We start from the raw sequence: 17726 nt of genomic DNA on the forward strand, positions 1-17726 counted from the left end.
TCGGGGGCTTGCTCCCGATGAGGCCGGTACAGCCGCCACCTACTCCGGCCAATGCCAAGCCGGCGCATCCAACATTCCCTGTCCAACGATTTGGGTCGCTCCCAGCACCTTCTCCAACACAATCGAGTTACACCCCTCGTCCTGCTCCAACGCTGCAATCAAACGACTGGCGTGGGACACCACCCACACCTGGCACTGCCGGGACGCCTGGATAATCAAGCGCGCCAATGCGGGCAACAAATCAGGATGCAGGCTGGTCTCCGGCTCGTTCAGCACCATCATGGTCGGCGGCCGTGGCGTCAGCAGCGCAGCGATCAGCAACAGGTAGCGCAAGGTGCCGTCCGACAGCTCCGCCGCCGACAACGGCCGCAGTAACCCTTCCTGGTAAAACTCAATCGCAAAGCGCCCGCCTTGCAACGGCTCAACACTCAAGCGCGCCCCTGGGAATGCATCGCTCACCGCCCGCTCCAGCGCTTCACGGTCACCGATCTCGCGAATCGTCTGCAATGCTGCCGCCAGATCCCGTCCATCGTGATGCAACACCGGGGTACGTGTGCCCAGTTGGGGTTGGCGTACCGGTGCATCGACATCGCTGCGAAAGTGGTCATAAAAGCGCCAGCCACGAATGCTCTCCCGCAGCAGCAACACCTCAGGCGAGCCACGCAGGCTGCCGACTTGATCGAACAGGCTGTGGTAATTGGGCGTGTGATGCGCCAGTACATCCCAGTTGCGCCCATCGCGGGCACGCACCATCGGTCCGGAACGTTGCACCAGCAGGCTGGCCGGACGGTACACCGGACCTGCCCAAATGCACTCCTTCTTTACTTCCGGGTCCAGTGCGAACGATGACAGTGACAGCTCCGGCAACCCGAGGGAGATCGCATAGCTGAAATCCTCTGCGGCAAACCCCAGGCGCAGGCGCTTGACGCTTTGGCGCGTAGTGGCCTGGATCGGCACTTCACCGTTGCGCATCCGCCGGCTGAGCGTCTCTGGCCCGGCCCAGAAGGTGGAATCGAGCCCGCCCTCACGGGCCAGCGCATTGATCACGCCACCCTGGGCGGTTTCCGCCAGCAGGCGCAGGGCCCGGTACAAGTTGGACTTGCCGCTGCCGTTGGGCCCGGTGATCAGGTTCAGCCGGTCCAGGGGCACTACCAATTGGTTGATCGAGCGGTAATTGGACACCGCGAGGGTCTTGAGCATGGGCATTCATTCGGCTTGGGAACCATTGGAGTATGGGAGTCTCCATGCAGATAAGGAACCCTGAACTAAGCTCACAGTCGCATGCACACTGGCAAGTCGGCATCACGCAAAAGGAGCCTGCATGGGCGGTCGTATTTCCACCTGTATTTTTGGTCTTGGCCTACTGACGCTGCTGAGCGGCTGTGGCGAAGAAAAGGCTGAACCCAAGGCGCATTCACGGGTGTTTGTACAGACCGTGCAGCCGGCGGATTTTGCCGCGGCGGTGACGCTGACGGGCGATATCCAGGCGCGGGTGCAGACGGACCTGTCCTTTCGTGTCGGCGGCAAGATCATCCAGCGCATGGTGGATGTCGGCGATCGCGTGAGCGCCAGGCAAGTCCTGGCCAAGCTCGATCCCAAGGACCTGCAGACCAACGTCGACTCCGCCCAGGCCCAGGTCGTGGCCGAACAGGCGCGGGTCAAGCAGACTGCAGCCGCCTTCGTGCGCCAGGAAAAACTCTTGCCCAAGGGCTACACCAGCCGTAGCGAATATGATTCCGCCCAGGCCGCGCTGCGCAGCAGCCAGAGCGCCCTGGCTGCTGCCCAGGCCCAACTGGCCAACGCCCGTGAACAACTGGGCTACACCGCGCTGCTCGCCGATGCGCCTGGCGTGATTACCGCGCGCCAGGCCGAAGTCGGCCAGGTGGTGCAGGCCACGGTGCCGATCTTCAGCCTGGCGCGCGATGGCGAGCGCGATGCCGTGTTCAACGTGTATGAATCGCTGCTGGTGGAGCCGGCGCCGGACGCGCCCATCACCATCAGCTTATTGGATAACCCAAGCATCAAGGCCGTGGGCAAGGTCCGTGAAGTCACCCCGGCCGTGGCCGCCAATACGGGCACCGTGCAGGTGAAAATCGCCCTGCAGGCGCTGCCCAAAGGCATGGATCTGGGTTCGGTGGTGAGCGCCACCGCCAATGGCCCGGCCAAGGCAAGCATCGAACTGCCGTGGGCCGCATTGACCAAAGACCTCAGCGAACCCGCGGTATGGCTGGTCGACGGCGACGGCAAGGCGCAACTGCATAAGGTCAGCGTGGCGCGTTACCTTACCGGCAAAGTCATCATTGGCGACGGCCTCAAAGGTGGCGAGAAGGTCGTGGTGGCCGGCGGGCAATTGCTGCACCCCGGCATGACGGTCGAGATCGCCCAGCCAGGAGCCCAGCCATGAAGCCTCTGACGCTGCTGCTCGGCGCCTGCCTGTTGCTGGTCGCCTGTTCGAAGCAAGAACCGCCGCCCGAGCCCGTGCGCCCGGTGCTGTCCATGGAAGTGAAGGCCGAAGACCAGCAAAGCCTCGGTCGTTTCGCCGGTACCATCCAGGCGCGCTATGAAAGCAACCTGGGCTTTCGCGTGCCTGGCCGTATCGCTCGCCGCGCGGTGGACGTGGGCGCCGAGGTGGACAAAGGCGCCTTGCTCGCCGTCCTTGACCCCACCGACCAGCAGAACCAACTGCGCGCGGCCCAGGGTGACCTCGCGCGGGTGCAGGCCCAGTTCATCAATGCCCAGGCCAATGCCCGTCGCCAGCAGGAGTTGTTCAACCGTGGCGTCGGCGCCCAGGCCCAGTTGGACGTGGCCCAGACTGACCTGAAGACCACCCAGGCTACCCTCGACCAGGCCCGCGCGTCGGTCGATCAAGCCAAGGACCAGCTCAACTACGCCGAACTGCGCACTGACCACCCTGGCATTGTCACCGCCTGGAACGCCGAGGCCGGCCAGGTCGTCACGGCCGGCCAGCAAGTGGTGACCCTGGCGCGCCCGGACATCAAGGAAGCGGTGATCGACCTGCCCGCCGGCCTGGCCGAGCGCCTGCCGCCGGATGTGGTGTTTCTGGTCGCCGCACAACTCGACCCGAGCGTGCAGACCACCGCCATCGTGCGCGAGATAGAACCCCAGGCCCAAAGCGCCACGCGCACCCGTCGCGCCCGCCTGAGCCTCACCGAAACACCGCCTGCATTTCGCCTCGGCACGGCGATCAGCGTGACCTTGAGCACCGCCATCGCGCCACGCATCGAGCTGCCTTTGAGCGCCCTGCAGGAGGTCGACGGCAAGACCCGCATCTGGCTGCTCGACACCCAGAACCAGACCGTGCAACCGCGCGATATCACCGTGCTCAGCCGTGACGCCGACAGCGCCCTGATCGACGGCGGCGTCACACCCGGCGAGCGCATCGTCACCGCCGGCGTGAACAGCCTGAAACCAGGGCAAAAAGTCAAAATCGACGAGGACAGCCCGCGATGAAAGGGAGCTTCAACTTATCCGACTGGGCGCTCAAGCATCAGTCCTTCGTCTGGTACCTGATGTTCGTCGCGCTGTTGATGGGCGTATTTTCCTACATGAACCTGGGGCGCGAGGAAGATCCTTCGTTCACCATCAAGACCATGGTGATCCAGACCCGCTGGCCGGGTGCGACCCAGGAAGAAACCCTCAAGCAGGTCACTGACCGCATCGAGAAAAAACTCGAAGAACTCGACTCACTCGACTACGTGAAAAGCTACACTCGGCCGGGCGAGTCCACAGTGTTCGTGTTCCTCAAGGACACCACCAGCGCCAAGGCCATCCCGGAGATCTGGTACCAGGTGCGCAAGAAGATCGACGATATCCGCGGCAGCTTCCCCCAGGGGTTGCAGGGGCCGTCGTTCAACGACGAGTTCGGTGATGTGTTCGGCTCGGTGTATGCGTTTACCGGCGACGGCCTGTCGATGCGCCAGTTGCGCGACTACGTTGAGCAGGTGCGCGCCGAGATCCGTTCGGTGCCGGGGCTGGGCAAGGTCGAGATGATCGGCCAGCAGGACGAAGTGATTTACCTGAACTTCTCCACGCGCAAACTGGCGGCGCTGGGGGTTGACCAGCGCCAGGTGGTGCAAAGCCTGCAATCGCAGAACGCGGTGACGCCGGCCGGGGTGATCGAGGCCGGGCCGGAGCGGATTTCGGTGCGCACCTCCGGGCAGTTCGCCTCGGAAAAGGACCTAGCCAACGTCAACCTGCGGCTCAACGACCGTTTCTATCGCCTGGCGGATATCGCTGAAATCACGCGCGGCTACGTCGACCCGGCGCGGCCGATGTTCCGTTTCAACGGCAAACCGGCGATCGGCTTGGCCATCGCCATGCAGAAGGGCGGCAATATCCAGTCGTTCGGCAAGGCGCTGCACGGACGCATGGACGAGCTGACCGCCGACCTGCCGGTGGGCGTCGGCGTGCACAAGGTTTCCGACCAGGCGGAAGTGGTGGAGGAGGCCGTAGGCGGCTTTACCAGCGCGCTGTTCGAAGCGGTGATCATCGTGCTGGTGGTGAGCTTTATCAGCCTGGGCATGCGCGCGGGGCTGGTGGTGGCGTGCTCGATTCCGCTGGTGCTGGCGCTGGTGTTCGTGTTCATGGAATACAGCGGTATCACCATGCAGCGCGTCTCGTTGGGCGCGTTGATTATCGCGCTCGGCCTGCTGGTGGACGACGCGATGATTACCGTCGAGATGATGATCACGCGCCTGGAAAAAGGCGAAACCAAGGAGCAGGCGGCGACCTATGCCTACACCTCCACGGCGTTCCCGATGCTTACCGGTACGTTGGTGACGGTCGCAGGTTTTGTCCCGATTGGCCTCAACGCCAGTTCGGCGGGCGAGTACACCTTCACCCTGTTCGCGGTGATTGCCGTGGCGATGCTGGTGTCGTGGGTGGTGGCGGTGCTGTTTGCGCCAGTGATTGGCGTGCATATCCTCAGCGCCAACGTGAAACCCCACAATGCCGAGCCAGGGCGGATCGGCCGCGCGTTCAACGGCGGCATGCTCTGGGCCATGCGCAACCGCTGGTGGGCAATCGGCATCACCTTGGCGCTGTTCGTCGCCTCGGTGTTTTCCATGCAGTTCGTGCAGAACCAGTTCTTCCCGTCGTCGGACCGTCCTGAAATCCTGGTCGACCTGAACCTGCCGCAAAACGCGTCGATCAACGAAACGCGCAAGGCCGTCGACCGTCTGGAAGCGATCATCAAGGACGACCCGGATATTGCGCGCTGGAGCACTTATATCGGCCAGGGCGCGATCCGTTTCTACCTGCCTCTCGACCAGCAACTGGAAAACCCCTATTACGCGCAGCTGGTGATCGTGAGCAAAGGCCTGGAAGAGCGTGGCGAGTTGATCACACGCCTGCAAAAGCGTTTGCGCGATGACTTCGTGGGCATCGGCAGCTTCGTGCAGCCGCTGGAAATGGGTCCGCCGGTGGGCAGGCCGATTCAGTATCGCGTGTCCGGCAAAGACACCGACCAGGTGCGCAAGCACGCCATCGAATTGGCGACCCTGCTGGATGAAAACACCCACCTGGGCGAGATCATCTACGACTGGAACGAGCCGGGCAAAGTGCTGCGCATCGACATCGCCCAGGATAAGGCGCGGCAGCTGGGGTTGTCCTCGGAAGACGTGGCGCAGCTGCTCAACAGCGTGGTCAGTGGCGCCTCGGTGACCCAGGTGAATGACGATATTTACCTGATCAACGTGGTCGGCCGTGCCGAAGACGCCGAACGCGGCACGCCGGAAACCCTGCAAAACCTGCAGATCGTCACCCCCAACGGCACCTCGATTCCGCTGCTGGCCTTCGCCACCGTGCGCTACGAGTTGGAACAGCCGCTGGTATGGCGCCGCGACCGCAAGCCGACCATCACCATCAAGGCGGCGGTGCGCGATGAGATGCAGCCAACGGACCTGGTGAAGCAACTCAAGCCGCAGATCGATAAATTCAGCGCCGGTCTGCCGGTGGGTTACAAAGTCGCCACCGGCGGCACCGTGGAAGAAAGCGGCAAGGCCCAGGGCCCGATTGCCAGCGTGGTGCCGTTGATGCTGTTCCTGATGGCGACCTTCCTGATGATCCAGCTGCACAGCGTGCAGAAGATGTTCCTGGTCGCCAGTGTCGCGCCGCTGGGCCTGATCGGCGTGGTGCTGGCGCTGATTCCCACAGGCACGCCCATGGGCTTCGTGGCGATCCTGGGGATCCTGGCGCTGATCGGCATCATCATCCGCAACTCGGTGATCCTGGTGACGCAGATTCACGAATATGAGCTGGCCGGCTATACGCCTTGGGATGCGGTGGTGGAGGCCACCGAGCATCGGCGCCGGCCGATCCTGTTGACGGCGGCGGCAGCGAGCCTGGGCATGATCCCGATTGCGCGGGAAGTGTTCTGGGGGCCAATGGCGTACGCCATGATCGGCGGGATCATCATCGCCACATTGCTGACGCTGCTGTTTTTGCCGGCGCTGTATGTGGCCTGGTACAAGATCCGCGAGCCGGAACCGGAGCATCAGCAAGAACGCGGTTAAAAATGTGGGAGCCTACACAATCTTGTAGTGAGCGGGCTTGCCCCGCGCTGGGTGGCGAAGCCGCCCCAAAACCAAGCGACTCGGGTCAATCAGGTATGCCCCAGTGACCCTATCGGAGCGGCTTCGCCACCCAACGCGGGGCAAGCCCGCTCACTACAGGTTGCTTCTGTGCCCTTACATATCTGTAGATTCTTATGCCCAGTGGACTTTTGAACTGTGGGAAGCTTCTGCAAATGACAGGCGTCGCCCCGGCGAACCATTGAGTGTCTTACCCTCCGGCTTCCACTTCTCAACGGTCGCCTGCCATGAGTTCCATGCGTCATACCTTGCTGATCTTCTGCCTTTTCATGTCACCCCTCGCCTTCGCCAGTACCGTGTTGGAAAACCCCCTGTGGCGGGTCGAACTCGACGCCGCGACCCTCGCCATTCGTGCTACACCCAGCGGTCAGCCGGCGGTACAAGTGTCCAGTGGCGTACCGGCCCGTGCCGTGAGCCAACTTGCACACAGTGATCAACAGGCCGATTGGCAGTGGGATGACGGCGCCTTTCGCGTAAGCGCCACCCTCAAGCAGCGCGACCTGGTATTGACTATCCAAGCGCGTGAACCCGGCGAACTACCCATCCTGCAACAACCGGCCAGTGCCATGGGCAAGGGGCTGATCTGGCCGCTGGCCGAAGGGCATTACGTCCCCGCCGGCAATGCCGTGTGGAACGCTTTTTTGCTTGAACAAGGCGACATCAACACCACCCAGGACCTCAGCCTGCCACTGTGGGGTGTCGATCACGGCACGTTTACCCTCAACTGGTTGCTGACCAACCCCTACAACAACCGCCTGCGCTGGCAGGCGGACCAGGCCCTGTCCCTGGCCCATGAATTCACCGCGCTCGATCCTGGCGCGCCCATGACCCTGCTGCTGCATCTGGGCGATGCCGACCCGTTGGCCGGTGCCAAGCGCTATCGCCAATGGCGGGTGGAGCAGGGTCTTTATGAACCCTTGGCCGACAAGCTGCGCCAGACACCCGAGGCCGAGAAACTGCTGGGTGCCAGTCACGTCTACCTGTGGGGCAATGACCTACTGGCGCCGAAGGATGTGCGGGACTGGCCGCTGTTGCTCAAGCGCTTGCGCGGCCATGAAATCAAAAGCCTGCTGGACAAGGAGGCCAGCAAGATACTGGCGCAGCGCTCTCCCTTGAATCGCTATGAACAGACGTTGTTGCTGCGCGGCCTAAACGCGGCGATCAACACCAAGGCTCGACAGAGCTGGCAACGTGAAGAACCGGATATGACCCGGCTCGCGGCGCGCTACGGTGAATTGCGCGGCGAGTTGGCCGTGGACTTTGCCGGTGCCTTGAGCGATTCCCCGGCAACCTGGGGCAGCCAGACGATCCAATCGTTGCGCGACTCAGGCCTGCCGCGGCTGCTGCTGACCCTGGGCGAGGGCTGGGAAGGCGGCCTCTGGCATCCCGAGGCGATTCGCGCCGGTGTCGAGGCGGGTTACCTGATGGCGCCCTACGACTCCTATGAAACCGCATTGTCCGCCACGGAAAACCCTGACTGGACCACCGCCCACCTCGGCGCCAAGGCCTACCGCGACTGCGCGATTGTATTGAAGGGCGGCAAGCTCAAGACCGGTTTCCAGCAATCGGGCCACTACACCGACCCACGTTGCGTGCGGCCCTTGCTGGAGGCACGCGTGAAGGCTGTGCAGGCCAAAGCCGGTTTCAACGCCTGGTTCCTCGACGCCTACGCCACCAGCATGGTGTTCGACAGCTACCGCGACGGCGCCCGCATGACCCAGGCGCAGAACGCCGAGGGCAACATCGATGCCTGCCGCTGGCTGAATACCGTACGCCAGTTGCCCACCGGTTCCGAAGACGGCAACGCCGTCACTGCCCAGGGCATCCTGTTCGCCCATGGCATGCAGACGCCCGTGATCGGCTGGGGTGATCAAGCCATGACCAAGGACAAGCAATCGCCCTACTACGTCGGTAACTGGTACCCACCCGAGCAACCAACGGTGTTTTTCAAGCCGGTGCCATTGAGGGAGCCGTTTCGCACGGTGCATGTCGAGCCGAGCATGCGCCTGCCGCTGTATCAGGCTGTGTTCCACGGTTCGGTGATCACCACCCACCACTGGCTGTTCGACAGCCTCAAGTTGAGCAATGTGCAGGCTGAAAATGAGCTGATGCAGTTGCTCTATAACGTGCCGCCGCTGTATCACTTGAGTGCTGCGACCTTGAAGCAACGACTCCCGTTGATCCAGCGCCAGGACGCCTTTTTCCGCCCGCTTCACCAACGCTTGGCCACGCAGGAAATGACCGGGTTCAGATGGCTGACAGCGGATCGGTTGGTACAGGAAACCACGTTTGCCGATGGGACGCGGTTGGTGGCGAATTTCACTGATCGGGAGAAAGAAGGGTATGCCGGGCGTAGCGTGACAGCCTTGGTGGTGGGTGAGGAACCAAGGGTGTATCAGGTGCAGCAGCGGAGCCCTTGAGTCCGTCATCGCGGGCAAGCCCAGCTCCCACAGGGGAATGCACTTTCCTGTGGGAGCTGGCTTGCCTGCGATGAGGTTGGCCCAGGCGATGACGCTCTAGAGTTTGCGCCACACGCTGGCCAACCAAGGCTGCTGCTCCCGAGGCAACCCGGTCGGTCGATAGTAATGCTCCAACTCCACAAATCCCGCCTCCGTCAACAGCGCCTGCCACGCCGCGAGGTCGTGATACGAGCCATACCTCGGCCCGTTCCAGCCTTCCTGGTTGTCCCCGCGCGGATTGGAGCTGAACAGCACGCCCCCAGGTTTCAACGCCTCATTGAGCTGCTTGAGCACGCGCGGCAGTTCCTGCCTGGGAATATGAAACAGCACCGCATTGGCAAAGATCCCGTCAAAGCGTTCGGCGGGCAGATCGAGCTTGAGGAAGTCCTGCTGCAACACCTCACAACCACTGTCTTCGCGCGCCATCTGCGCAAACCGCTCCGAACCGTCCAGGCCCACGGCGATATGCCCCATGCGCGTGAATGTCTGTAAATCGCGGCCTGGCCCGCAACCGAAATCCAGCACCGTAAACGGCGCCTTGCTTTGGATATGCCGCAGCAGCGCGTCGATGTTCTGGCTCACATCGTGATCGCGAGTGCCTTCGCGAAAGTCCTCGGCCACTTTGTTGTAGTGGCCGAGGGTGGTGGATGTGATCTGGTCGAGGTCGTCGGGCTTGAGGGGCATGGTGCTGAATACCTGGATGCTTCGATGGCCCGACTATACCTCACCTCTTGTTGAGCACCCGCGCCAACCGATCACCCCCCAACTGAATCACCGCCACCAGCACCACCAGCAGCACGATCACCGTGAGCATGATCTGCGTATCAAAGCGCTGGTAGCCGTAGCGGTAGGCGATGTCGCCCAAGCCGCCCGCGCCAATCGCCCCGGCCATGGCGGACGAATTGATCATGGTCACCAAGGTGATGGTGAATCCGCCGACGATCCCCGGCAGCGCTTCGGGCAACAGCACATGCCAGACGATGTGCCAGCGCCGGCAGCCCATGGCCTGCGCGGCTTCGATCAGGCCGTGGTCGACTTCGCGCAGGCTCACTTCGGCGATGCGCGCAAAAAACGGCGTGGCGGCAATGGTCAGGGGGACCACGGCGGCCCAAACGCCATACGTTGTGCCGACGATCAGCCGGGTAAAAGGGATCAGTGCCACCATCAGGATCAGGAACGGAATCGAGCGGAACAGATTGACGAACGCGCCCAGCACACGGTTCAACGCCGGTGCCTGGTAAATGCCGCCCTTGTCGCTGGTGACCAGGAACACTGCCAGCGGAATTCCCACCAGCAACGCGATCAGCGACGACACGCCGACCATCAACAACGTGTCGATGGCGCCCTGCACTAAACGATCAAACCACATAGCCCAGCACCTCCGCCTGTTGCGCCCAGTTGCCGGCACGGCTGCGCAGTTCTTCGGCGCCGTGGGGCGAGCCACTCACCGCCAGCAGCAGTTGTCCCAGGGCATGCCCCTGGATGCGTTCCACGCCGCCTTGGAGCAAGCGCACGCGGCCGCCGAGCGCACTGAACAGTGCCGCCAGGTCCGGCTCTTCGGTATCGCTGCCGGTAAATTGCAGGCGCAACACCACTGCCGCCTCGGGCGACAACGGTGTGGGCTGCAACCGGCTTTGCAGCTCATCGGGCAGCCCGTGTTGCAACGGTGCCAGCAGGGTTTTGCTGACCACGTGCCGGGGGTTGCCAAACACCTGCCACACCGGGCCTTGCTCGACGATGCACCCGTGTTCCAGCACTACCACGCGGTCGCAGATTTCGCGAATCACCGCCATCTCGTGGGTGATCAGCACGATGGTCAGGCCCAGGCGTTTGTTGATCTCGCGCAGCAGGCCGAGGATCGACTGCGTGGTCTCCGGGTCCAGCGCCGAAGTGGCCTCGTCGCACAGCAGAATCTGTGGGTCGTGCACCAGCGAACGCGCGATACCCACGCGTTGTTTCTGGCCGCCGGAAAGCTGCGCCGGGTAGGCCTTGTGCTTGTCTTGCAGCCCGACCAGTTCCAGCAGTTCACGCACCTTTTGCTCACGCTGCGGTTTGGGCACGCCGGCGACCTTGAGCGGCAACTCGACGTTCTGCCACACGGTCTTGGCCGACATCAGGTTGAAGTGCTGGAAGATCATGCCGATGCGCCGTCGCAGCGCCACCAGGTGGTCCTCGTCGTACTCGCCGATGTCCACCTGATCGATCAGCACCCGGCCGCTGCTGGGCTGTTCCAGGCGGTTGATGGTGCGGATCAGCGACGACTTGCCGGCGCCGCTGCGGCCAATGATGCCGAACACTTCGCCGCGCTGGATCGCCAGGTCGATACCTTGCAGGGCGTGCACGCGGCCGTCGTAGGTCTTGCCCAGGTTGATAAAGCGCACATGGGCGCGGTTCAAGTCAGGGTGCAGCTCAGTCTGGTCGGCGCCCCTGGGCGGTGAGCCCACGTCGCGCACTTGGGCATTGGTGGCGCTCATTGTTTAGCTTCCCAGCCGACTTGGTAGAGCTTGCCGAGGGATTTATCCAGTGCGGCGCGCACCACGGGCGAGTGCTGGTAGATATCGACGAACTTGATCACCCGTGGGTCGGTTTTACTTTTCGGCTGGATCACGAACTGAATCACGTATTCCGGGTGATCGAGGCCGTCGAACAGCAGCGCGGACTCGGCGTCGAAGGTCTTGGACAGGCGGATATACGCCGGGTAGCCCTGCACCAGGTCGGCATCGTCATAGGCGCGCACCAGCTGCACGGCCTCCACTTGCAGGATCTTGATCTTCTTCGGGTTGCTGACGATGTCTTCTTCGGTGGCCTTGTAGCCCACGCCCGGCTTGAGCGTGATCAGCCCGGCCTTGGCCAGCAACTGCAGGCCGCGACCGCTGTTGATCGGGTCATTGGCGATTGCTGCGCTGGCGCCCTGGGGCAGGTCATCGATGCGCTTGTACCGCTTGGAATACAAGCCCACGTTGTTGATGATGCCTGGCGCGTACGGCACCAGGTCAAAGCCGGCGGCGGCCTTGGCGTTTTCCAGGAACGGGATGTGCTGGAAGTAGTTCACGTCGATATCACCGGCGGCCAGGCTGACGTTGGGCGCGATCCAGTCGGAGAACTCCACCAGTTCGACCTTCAGGCCTTGTTTGCCGGCCTCTTCCACGGCGGCTTCCAAAGGGATGGCGAAGGCGGCGGTGGTGCCGATTTTTAGCGGCGCATCGGCGGCGAATACCGCCGAGCTGAACAACCCGAAGGCCAGGGCCAGTGCTTTGACTGGGTGAGTGAGCAGTGTTTTTTTCATAAGAGATTTCCAGTCATAAGGTGTCGGCATGAACAATGAGTTCAACTGTGGGAGCTGGCTTGCCTGCGATGGCGGTGGGTCAGCAATACAAATGTTTCTGGCAGACCGCTATCGCAGGCAAGCCAGCTCCCACATTTTGATCAGTGTCGGTAGGTAGAGCCTGTGTGCTGTTCGGGCAGGCGTGCGGAGCCATGAAAGACCTTTTCGCGCAACGTGCCCTGTGCATATTCAGTCTTGTAGGAACCACGCTTCTGCAGCTCCGGCACCACCAGCTCAATGAAATCCACATAACTCTCCGGCGTCACGATCCGCGTCAGATTGAAACCATCCAGCCTCGTTTCGCTGATCCACGCTTCCAGCTCATCGGCCACCTGCTCGGGCGAGCCGACCAGGGTGATGTAGCGCCCGCCCAAAGCGTGTTGCTCAAGCAATTTGCGCCGGGTCCAGTCGTTGTTCTGCAGGTTCCGGGTGGCCGACTGGATAGCGTTGCTTTTCACGTACTGGATCGGTTCGTCCAGTTCGTACTGGGCAAAATCGATCGCCGTGGACGCCGAAAAATGTGCCACGCCGGCTTCCGCGCTGGCGTAACTCAGGTACTCGGCATGCTTGGCCCAGGCCAGTGCTTCGGTGGCGCCAACGATCACGTTGAGGCCCATGAACACCTTGATGTCATCCGGATTGCGCCCGGCCTCGACCGCACTGGCGCGCACCTTGTCGACTTGCACCTTGGTCGCGGCCTTGTTCTGCCCGCTGATGAACACACATTCGGCGTGGCGTCCGGCGAACAGCAGGCCACGGTCCGAACTTCCGGCCTGGAACAGCACCGGCGTACGCTGCGGCGATGGCTCGCACAGGTGATAACCCTCCACCTGATAGAACTCGCCACGGTGCTCGACCTTGTGCACCTTGCCCGGCTGCGCGTAGACCCGCGCCTGCGGATCGTTGAGCACCGCGTCGTCTTCCCAGCTGCCTTCCCAGAGTTTGTAGAGCACCTCCAGGTATTCGTCGGCCTGGTCGTAGCGGCGGTCATGCTCGACCTGTTCGGTGAGGCCCATGGCTTTGGCGGCGCTGTCGAGGTAGCCGGTGACGATGTTCCAACCCACCCGGCCACGGCTCAGATGGTCCAGCGTGGACATGCGCCGGGCAAACAGATACGGCGGCTCATAGGTGAGGTTTGCGGTGAGGCCGAAGCCGAGGTGCCGGGTAACGGCGGCCATGGCCGAGACCAGCAGCAACGGGTCGTTGACCGGCAGTTGGATCGATTCTTTGAGCGGCACGTCGATGGAGTTTTGATAGACGTCATACACGCCGACGATGTCGGCGATGAATAGCCCATCGAACAGCCCGCGTTCAAGGGTTTGCGCCAAGTCGGTCCAGTACTCCAAAGTCTTGTACTGGGTGGAGGTGTCCCGTGGATGAGTCCACAGGCCATGGTTGATATGCCCAATGCAATTCATGTTGAAAGCGTTAAGCAGGATTTTCTTTTTGCCCATCAGATCGTCCCCCGCAGCGGCGGGTTTGCATCGTTGAGGTAGTAATTGCCCACCGCGTGATACTTCCAGCGCACCGGGTCGTGCAGCGTATGCACGCGGGCGTTGCGCCAGTGGCGGTCCAGCCCATGCTCGGCCAGGGTCGCCTGGCTGCCGGCGAGTTCAAACAGGGTGCTGCCGGCGGCCAGGGAAATCTCGGTGCTCAGGGCGCGCACTTCTGCCACGGCGATTGAGGCGGCGGCGACGCTTTCGGCGTTGCTGTCGGCCTGGGCACGGTCGAGGAAGACACCGGCGCGCTCAAGCAAGGCTTCGGCGGCGTGCAGGCGGATGCTCAGGTGGCCGAAGCTTTTCAGGGTGAGCGGGTCTTCGCTGGCCTTGTCGCTGCCGGCATCGATCCACGGGCGGGTCCTGGTGCGCACGAAATGCAGCGCATCTTCGAAGGCGGCGCGGGCGATACCGGTGTCGATGGCGGCGTGAAGGATCTGCGCCAGCGGGCCGACGGTGGTCGGGCGTTCGAAGGCGCTCTGGAACGGGATCACGTCCTGCGGCGCGACCCACACGTTGTCGAATACCACCGAGCCGCTGCCGGTAGTGCGCTGGCCGAAGCCGCTCCAATCGTCAATGACCGCCAGGCCTTGGCTGTCGCGCGGGACGAAGGCCAACTGCTGTACGCCGTGTTCATCCACCACTGAAGTGGGGATGCGCTGGGCATAGAGCGCGCCGGTCGAGTAGAACTTGCGGCCATTGATACGCAAGCCGTCACCGTCGCGGGTGAGGGACGTCACGCGGTCATGGGCGGTCTTGGTGCCCAGTTCAGCCAGGGCGTTGCCGAAGCGTTGGCCGGCCAGGACTTCGGCGTAGAGGCGCGCTTGCTGCGCCGGGTTGCCGTTCAGGCGCAGCACTTCAAGGGCGTAGAAATGGTTCTGCGGAATCTGTCCCAGGGACGCATCGGCCTGGGCGATCAGCGCGATGACCTTGGCCAGGGTGACATTGGACACGCCAGCGCCACCGTAGGCTTTCGGCACGCTGATGCCCCACAGGCCGGAGCGCGAGAACGCGTCCAGCTCGGGGAGGGGCAGGCGGCGCTCGCGGTCGCGCTGGGCGCTGTCGCGGCGAAAGTCTTCGGCCAGGTCGCTGGCGACAATCAGGGCCTGTTCGTCACTGGTGATAACCGCGACGGGGTGAGAAAGGGGCATGCGTGTTTCTCCATAAGCGCTTGGGCGTGTGCTGGTCGGTCAGATCCAGGAATGGCGAGCCGGCAACGTGCCGTTCAAGCGATAGGCGCCCACAGCGTGATATTTCCAGCGCACCGGGTCGTGCAGGGTGTGTACCCGCGCGTTGCGCCAATGCCGGTCGAGGTTGAACTCGGCAAGGGTCGCGCGGCTGCCGGCCAGTTCCAGCAGCTTTTCGCTGGCCAGCAGCGCCACTTCGGTGGTCAACACCTTGGCCTCGGCCACCGCGATCGATGCGCGGGCCGCGGACTGCGCAGTGATCGGCGCGGCGCTGACCTGGTCCAGCACGTGGCCGGCCTTGCGCAGCAGGGCTTCGGCGGCGTGCAGTTCGATCTTGAGTTTGCCGATGTCGGCGATCACATACAGGTCATCACTGGCCCGCTCGACCTTGGCGTCGATCCAAGGGCGCGAACGTTCACGCACAAAAGCGATGGTGTCATCGAGTGCCCCGCGCGCGATGCCGGCGTCGATAGCCGCCTGAATCAGTTGCGAGACAGCGCCCTGGAGGGTCGGGCTTTCGCCGATGCGCCAGTTGTCGACGACCAGCTCGGCGTCCACCGCCACCTGGTCCAGCAGCACCGTGCCGCTGGCAGTGGTGCGTTGGCCGAAGCCCGACCAATCATCCACGATGCGCAGCCCTTCGGTGCCACGGCGCACGAACGCCATGACTTGCTTGCCGTCGTCGTTCAGTGCCTTGATTGCCACCCAATGGGCAAACAGCGCGCCGGTGGAGTAGAACTTATGGCCGCTGATGACGTAACCGTCGCCCTGGGCGGTGATGCGCGCCTTGAGTTCCAGGGTGTTGCGCGTGCCGCGTTCCGGGCCGCCATTGCCGATGCGCCAGCCGTCGAGCACGCTCTGGAACAGCTGCTTTTTCTGACGCTCGGTGCCCGCGCCCTGCACCAAATGCAGGATGCCGAAGTGGTTCTGCGGGATCTGCCCGAGGGCCGGGTCTGCCGCGCTGATGATTGCGAACACGTCGGCCAGGGTCACGAAAGACACCTGCGGGCCGCCGTACTCGCGGGGAATGGAAATGCTGCCCAGTCCACTGCGGGTGAACTGCTCGATCTGCGCCCACGGCAACTCGCGATCCCTGTCGCGCCTGGCGGCTTGCAGGCGCGCGGCCTGGGCCAGCTCATGGGCAGCGTTAAGCGCCTGCGCATCGTTGCGCAGCACAGCGGCCGGCAACAGCAGGGGGGCTACGTCCCGTTCACGCTGGGGGGGTGTTAGAGCCAAGTTAGACATCAGCGCCGCTCCTTGGCTGCACGTAATGCCCTGGCGTTGTGCACCGGGGTAATCCTGACCATACCGACCTCGCATTCAATGAAATAAAAACAGAAGATTCAGAGATGTCCGGTGGTCCGGTGCATATACCCTAAGCGTGTTAAATATTTAAATAAACTAACTTTTGGGAATATGCATAGAAGGGCTGTCACCCTGGTTCGCACGGTGATCCCGATGGGCGCGGCTGGTAGATCAGTGCAGCCCCCGCTGCGCGGCACTGGGCTTGGGCGGCGATGCGCAAGGTACGGGTGGGCGCCCAGCGGGAATTGTTGCCGACGCGGTCGAGAATGCAGTAGGTCACCTCCAGTCGGCAGTCGTCGCCGGCTTCGATGATCACCGTCGAAGGCACCCACAGGTGCATCGCTCGGCCGACGTTCTGGGCCTGGACCTTCGGCAGATCCAGGCGCACATCGCCCCAGCGCAAGGTAATTGCATCGCCGCGGGTCATGTTCAGGTAGGGCTCGATGGTTAAGGGAATACCGCGCCGTACCTGGCGGGCGTTAACGCCGTAGCGGCGGATAGTCTCGGGCAGGCTCACGGGAGCAAGATTCTGGTTTTCGTCGCAGTACAGGGGCGAGGGCTCACCGCCCGGGTAGAGGGTTTTTACCTGTACTCGCGTCACAGCTGAGCGGGCAGGGGCGTGACCGACTTGCATGACCTGGTAATGCACCTGGGTCGAGCCATCCAGCACGAAACTTTCCGGCACGCGCAGGTGGGTAAACGCGCCGACCTTGCACGCGGTTACCCGTCGGGAAGCGGCAAAACAGTTGTTCCAGAACAGCTCGATCAGGTCGCCTTCATCCATGCCGGGATACGGCGCGATGTCGACCTGCAAATGGGTGGCGGCCAGGGCGTTGATGCCATTGCCAATGGCCTGGGGCAGCGTCGGGGCGGTGAGCAGGGGGCGCGTCATAAATAATCTCCTTGATGCAGCCAGCAGCAATCGTTCCGGACCTTTGGGCGCGGGTGCGCGGGGGGACCGAAATGAACGATTCAATGAGTAGCCGGGATAGGATCCAATCCTCTGGACGCTAGATAAGAGGGTTGGCCGAGGGGCGTCAATGGAGGCAAAGGGCTAAACGGCGGGTTTGGAGATATTCAGAAGGGTCTGACTGACATGGGGATTTTCAGGCGCATGCGCAGGGATGTTTTACAGAATGGAGCGAGGACTTCCTGTAGGAACGCGTTTGTGTGGGAGTTTGGTTGCTTGCGCCGCAGTGTTGCTAGCGCAGCATCCATGTCAACACAACTCCCGAAGGCTGACTAATCTCTCTGTAGTGAGCGGGCTTGTCCCGCGCTGGGCTGCGAAGCGGCCCCAAACCAGGCGAATTGGGTTTTCTGAAACTGCGCGGTGTCTTTATTGG

13 protein-coding genes are annotated in these 17726 nt (G+C 62.8%); 4 read left to right on the plus strand and 9 right to left on the minus strand.

Annotation, left to right across the window (positions count from 1 at the left end):
* Positions 1-39: 39 nt before the first annotated feature.
* Positions 40-1200, minus strand: coding sequence for an AAA family ATPase (locus BLL36_RS11535; protein ID WP_076951554.1), 1161 nt, complete (start codon positions 1198-1200; stop codon positions 40-42).
* A 121-nt stretch (positions 1201-1321) separates the two neighbouring features.
* Between BLL36_RS11535 and BLL36_RS11540 the strand changes: the two genes are divergently transcribed.
* From BLL36_RS11540 to BLL36_RS11555, 4 genes are all read left to right on the plus strand, one after another.
* Positions 1322-2404: an efflux RND transporter periplasmic adaptor subunit gene (locus tag BLL36_RS11540; protein ID WP_076951555.1), complete on the plus strand. Its 1083-nt coding sequence runs from the start codon at positions 1322-1324 to the stop codon at positions 2402-2404.
* On the plus strand, positions 2401-3471 hold the full coding sequence (locus BLL36_RS11545; protein WP_076951556.1) for an efflux RND transporter periplasmic adaptor subunit: 1071 nt from the start codon (positions 2401-2403) through the stop codon (positions 3469-3471). The genes BLL36_RS11540 and BLL36_RS11545 overlap by 4 nt, the downstream gene beginning before the upstream one ends.
* The gene (locus tag BLL36_RS11550) at positions 3468-6533 is read left to right on the plus strand and encodes an efflux RND transporter permease subunit (protein ID WP_076951557.1); all 3066 of its coding nucleotides are present in this window, start codon (positions 3468-3470) and stop codon (positions 6531-6533) included. The genes BLL36_RS11545 and BLL36_RS11550 overlap by 4 nt, the downstream gene beginning before the upstream one ends.
* Before the next feature lie 305 nt (positions 6534-6838).
* Positions 6839-9031, plus strand: coding sequence for a glycoside hydrolase (locus tag BLL36_RS11555; protein ID WP_076951558.1), 2193 nt, complete (start codon positions 6839-6841; stop codon positions 9029-9031).
* A 96-nt stretch (positions 9032-9127) separates the two neighbouring features.
* Here BLL36_RS11555 and BLL36_RS11560 read toward each other — a convergent pair whose 3' ends face one another.
* From BLL36_RS11560 to BLL36_RS11595, 8 genes are all read right to left on the minus strand, one after another.
* A complete protein-coding gene (locus BLL36_RS11560; RefSeq protein ID WP_076951559.1) occupies positions 9128-9754 on the minus strand; it encodes a class I SAM-dependent methyltransferase in 627 nt (208 codons plus the stop codon).
* A 40-nt stretch (positions 9755-9794) separates the two neighbouring features.
* The gene (locus BLL36_RS11565) at positions 9795-10439 is read right to left on the minus strand and encodes a methionine ABC transporter permease (protein ID WP_076951560.1); all 645 of its coding nucleotides are present in this window, start codon (positions 10437-10439) and stop codon (positions 9795-9797) included.
* Complete coding sequence (locus BLL36_RS11570) at positions 10429-11544, minus strand: methionine ABC transporter ATP-binding protein (protein WP_076951561.1); 1116 nt, start codon at positions 11542-11544, stop codon at positions 10429-10431. Before BLL36_RS11570 ends, BLL36_RS11565 begins: the two co-directional genes overlap by 11 nt.
* Positions 11541-12356, minus strand: coding sequence for a MetQ/NlpA family ABC transporter substrate-binding protein (locus BLL36_RS11575; protein ID WP_076951562.1), 816 nt, complete (start codon positions 12354-12356; stop codon positions 11541-11543). The genes BLL36_RS11570 and BLL36_RS11575 overlap by 4 nt, the downstream gene beginning before the upstream one ends.
* 140 nt (positions 12357-12496) lie before the next feature.
* A complete protein-coding gene (locus tag BLL36_RS11580) occupies positions 12497-13849 on the minus strand; it encodes an LLM class flavin-dependent oxidoreductase (protein WP_076951563.1) in 1353 nt (450 codons plus the stop codon).
* Positions 13849-15042, minus strand: a complete 1194-nt coding sequence (locus BLL36_RS11585; RefSeq protein WP_076951564.1) for an SfnB family sulfur acquisition oxidoreductase — start codon at positions 15040-15042, stop codon at positions 13849-13851. The genes BLL36_RS11580 and BLL36_RS11585 overlap by 1 nt, the downstream gene beginning before the upstream one ends.
* Positions 15043-15081: 39 nt before the next feature.
* Positions 15082-16323, minus strand: a complete 1242-nt coding sequence (locus BLL36_RS11590; protein ID WP_076951565.1) for an SfnB family sulfur acquisition oxidoreductase — start codon at positions 16321-16323, stop codon at positions 15082-15084.
* Positions 16324-16510: 187 nt separating this feature from the next.
* The gene (locus BLL36_RS11595) at positions 16511-17275 is read right to left on the minus strand and encodes a hypothetical protein (protein ID WP_076951566.1); all 765 of its coding nucleotides are present in this window, start codon (positions 17273-17275) and stop codon (positions 16511-16513) included.
* Positions 17276-17726 lie beyond the last annotated feature (451 nt).

The sequence above is a fragment of the Pseudomonas cedrina subsp. cedrina genome, from assembly GCF_001983175.1.
GTDB lineage: Bacteria > Pseudomonadota > Gammaproteobacteria > Pseudomonadales > Pseudomonadaceae > Aquipseudomonas > Aquipseudomonas cedrina.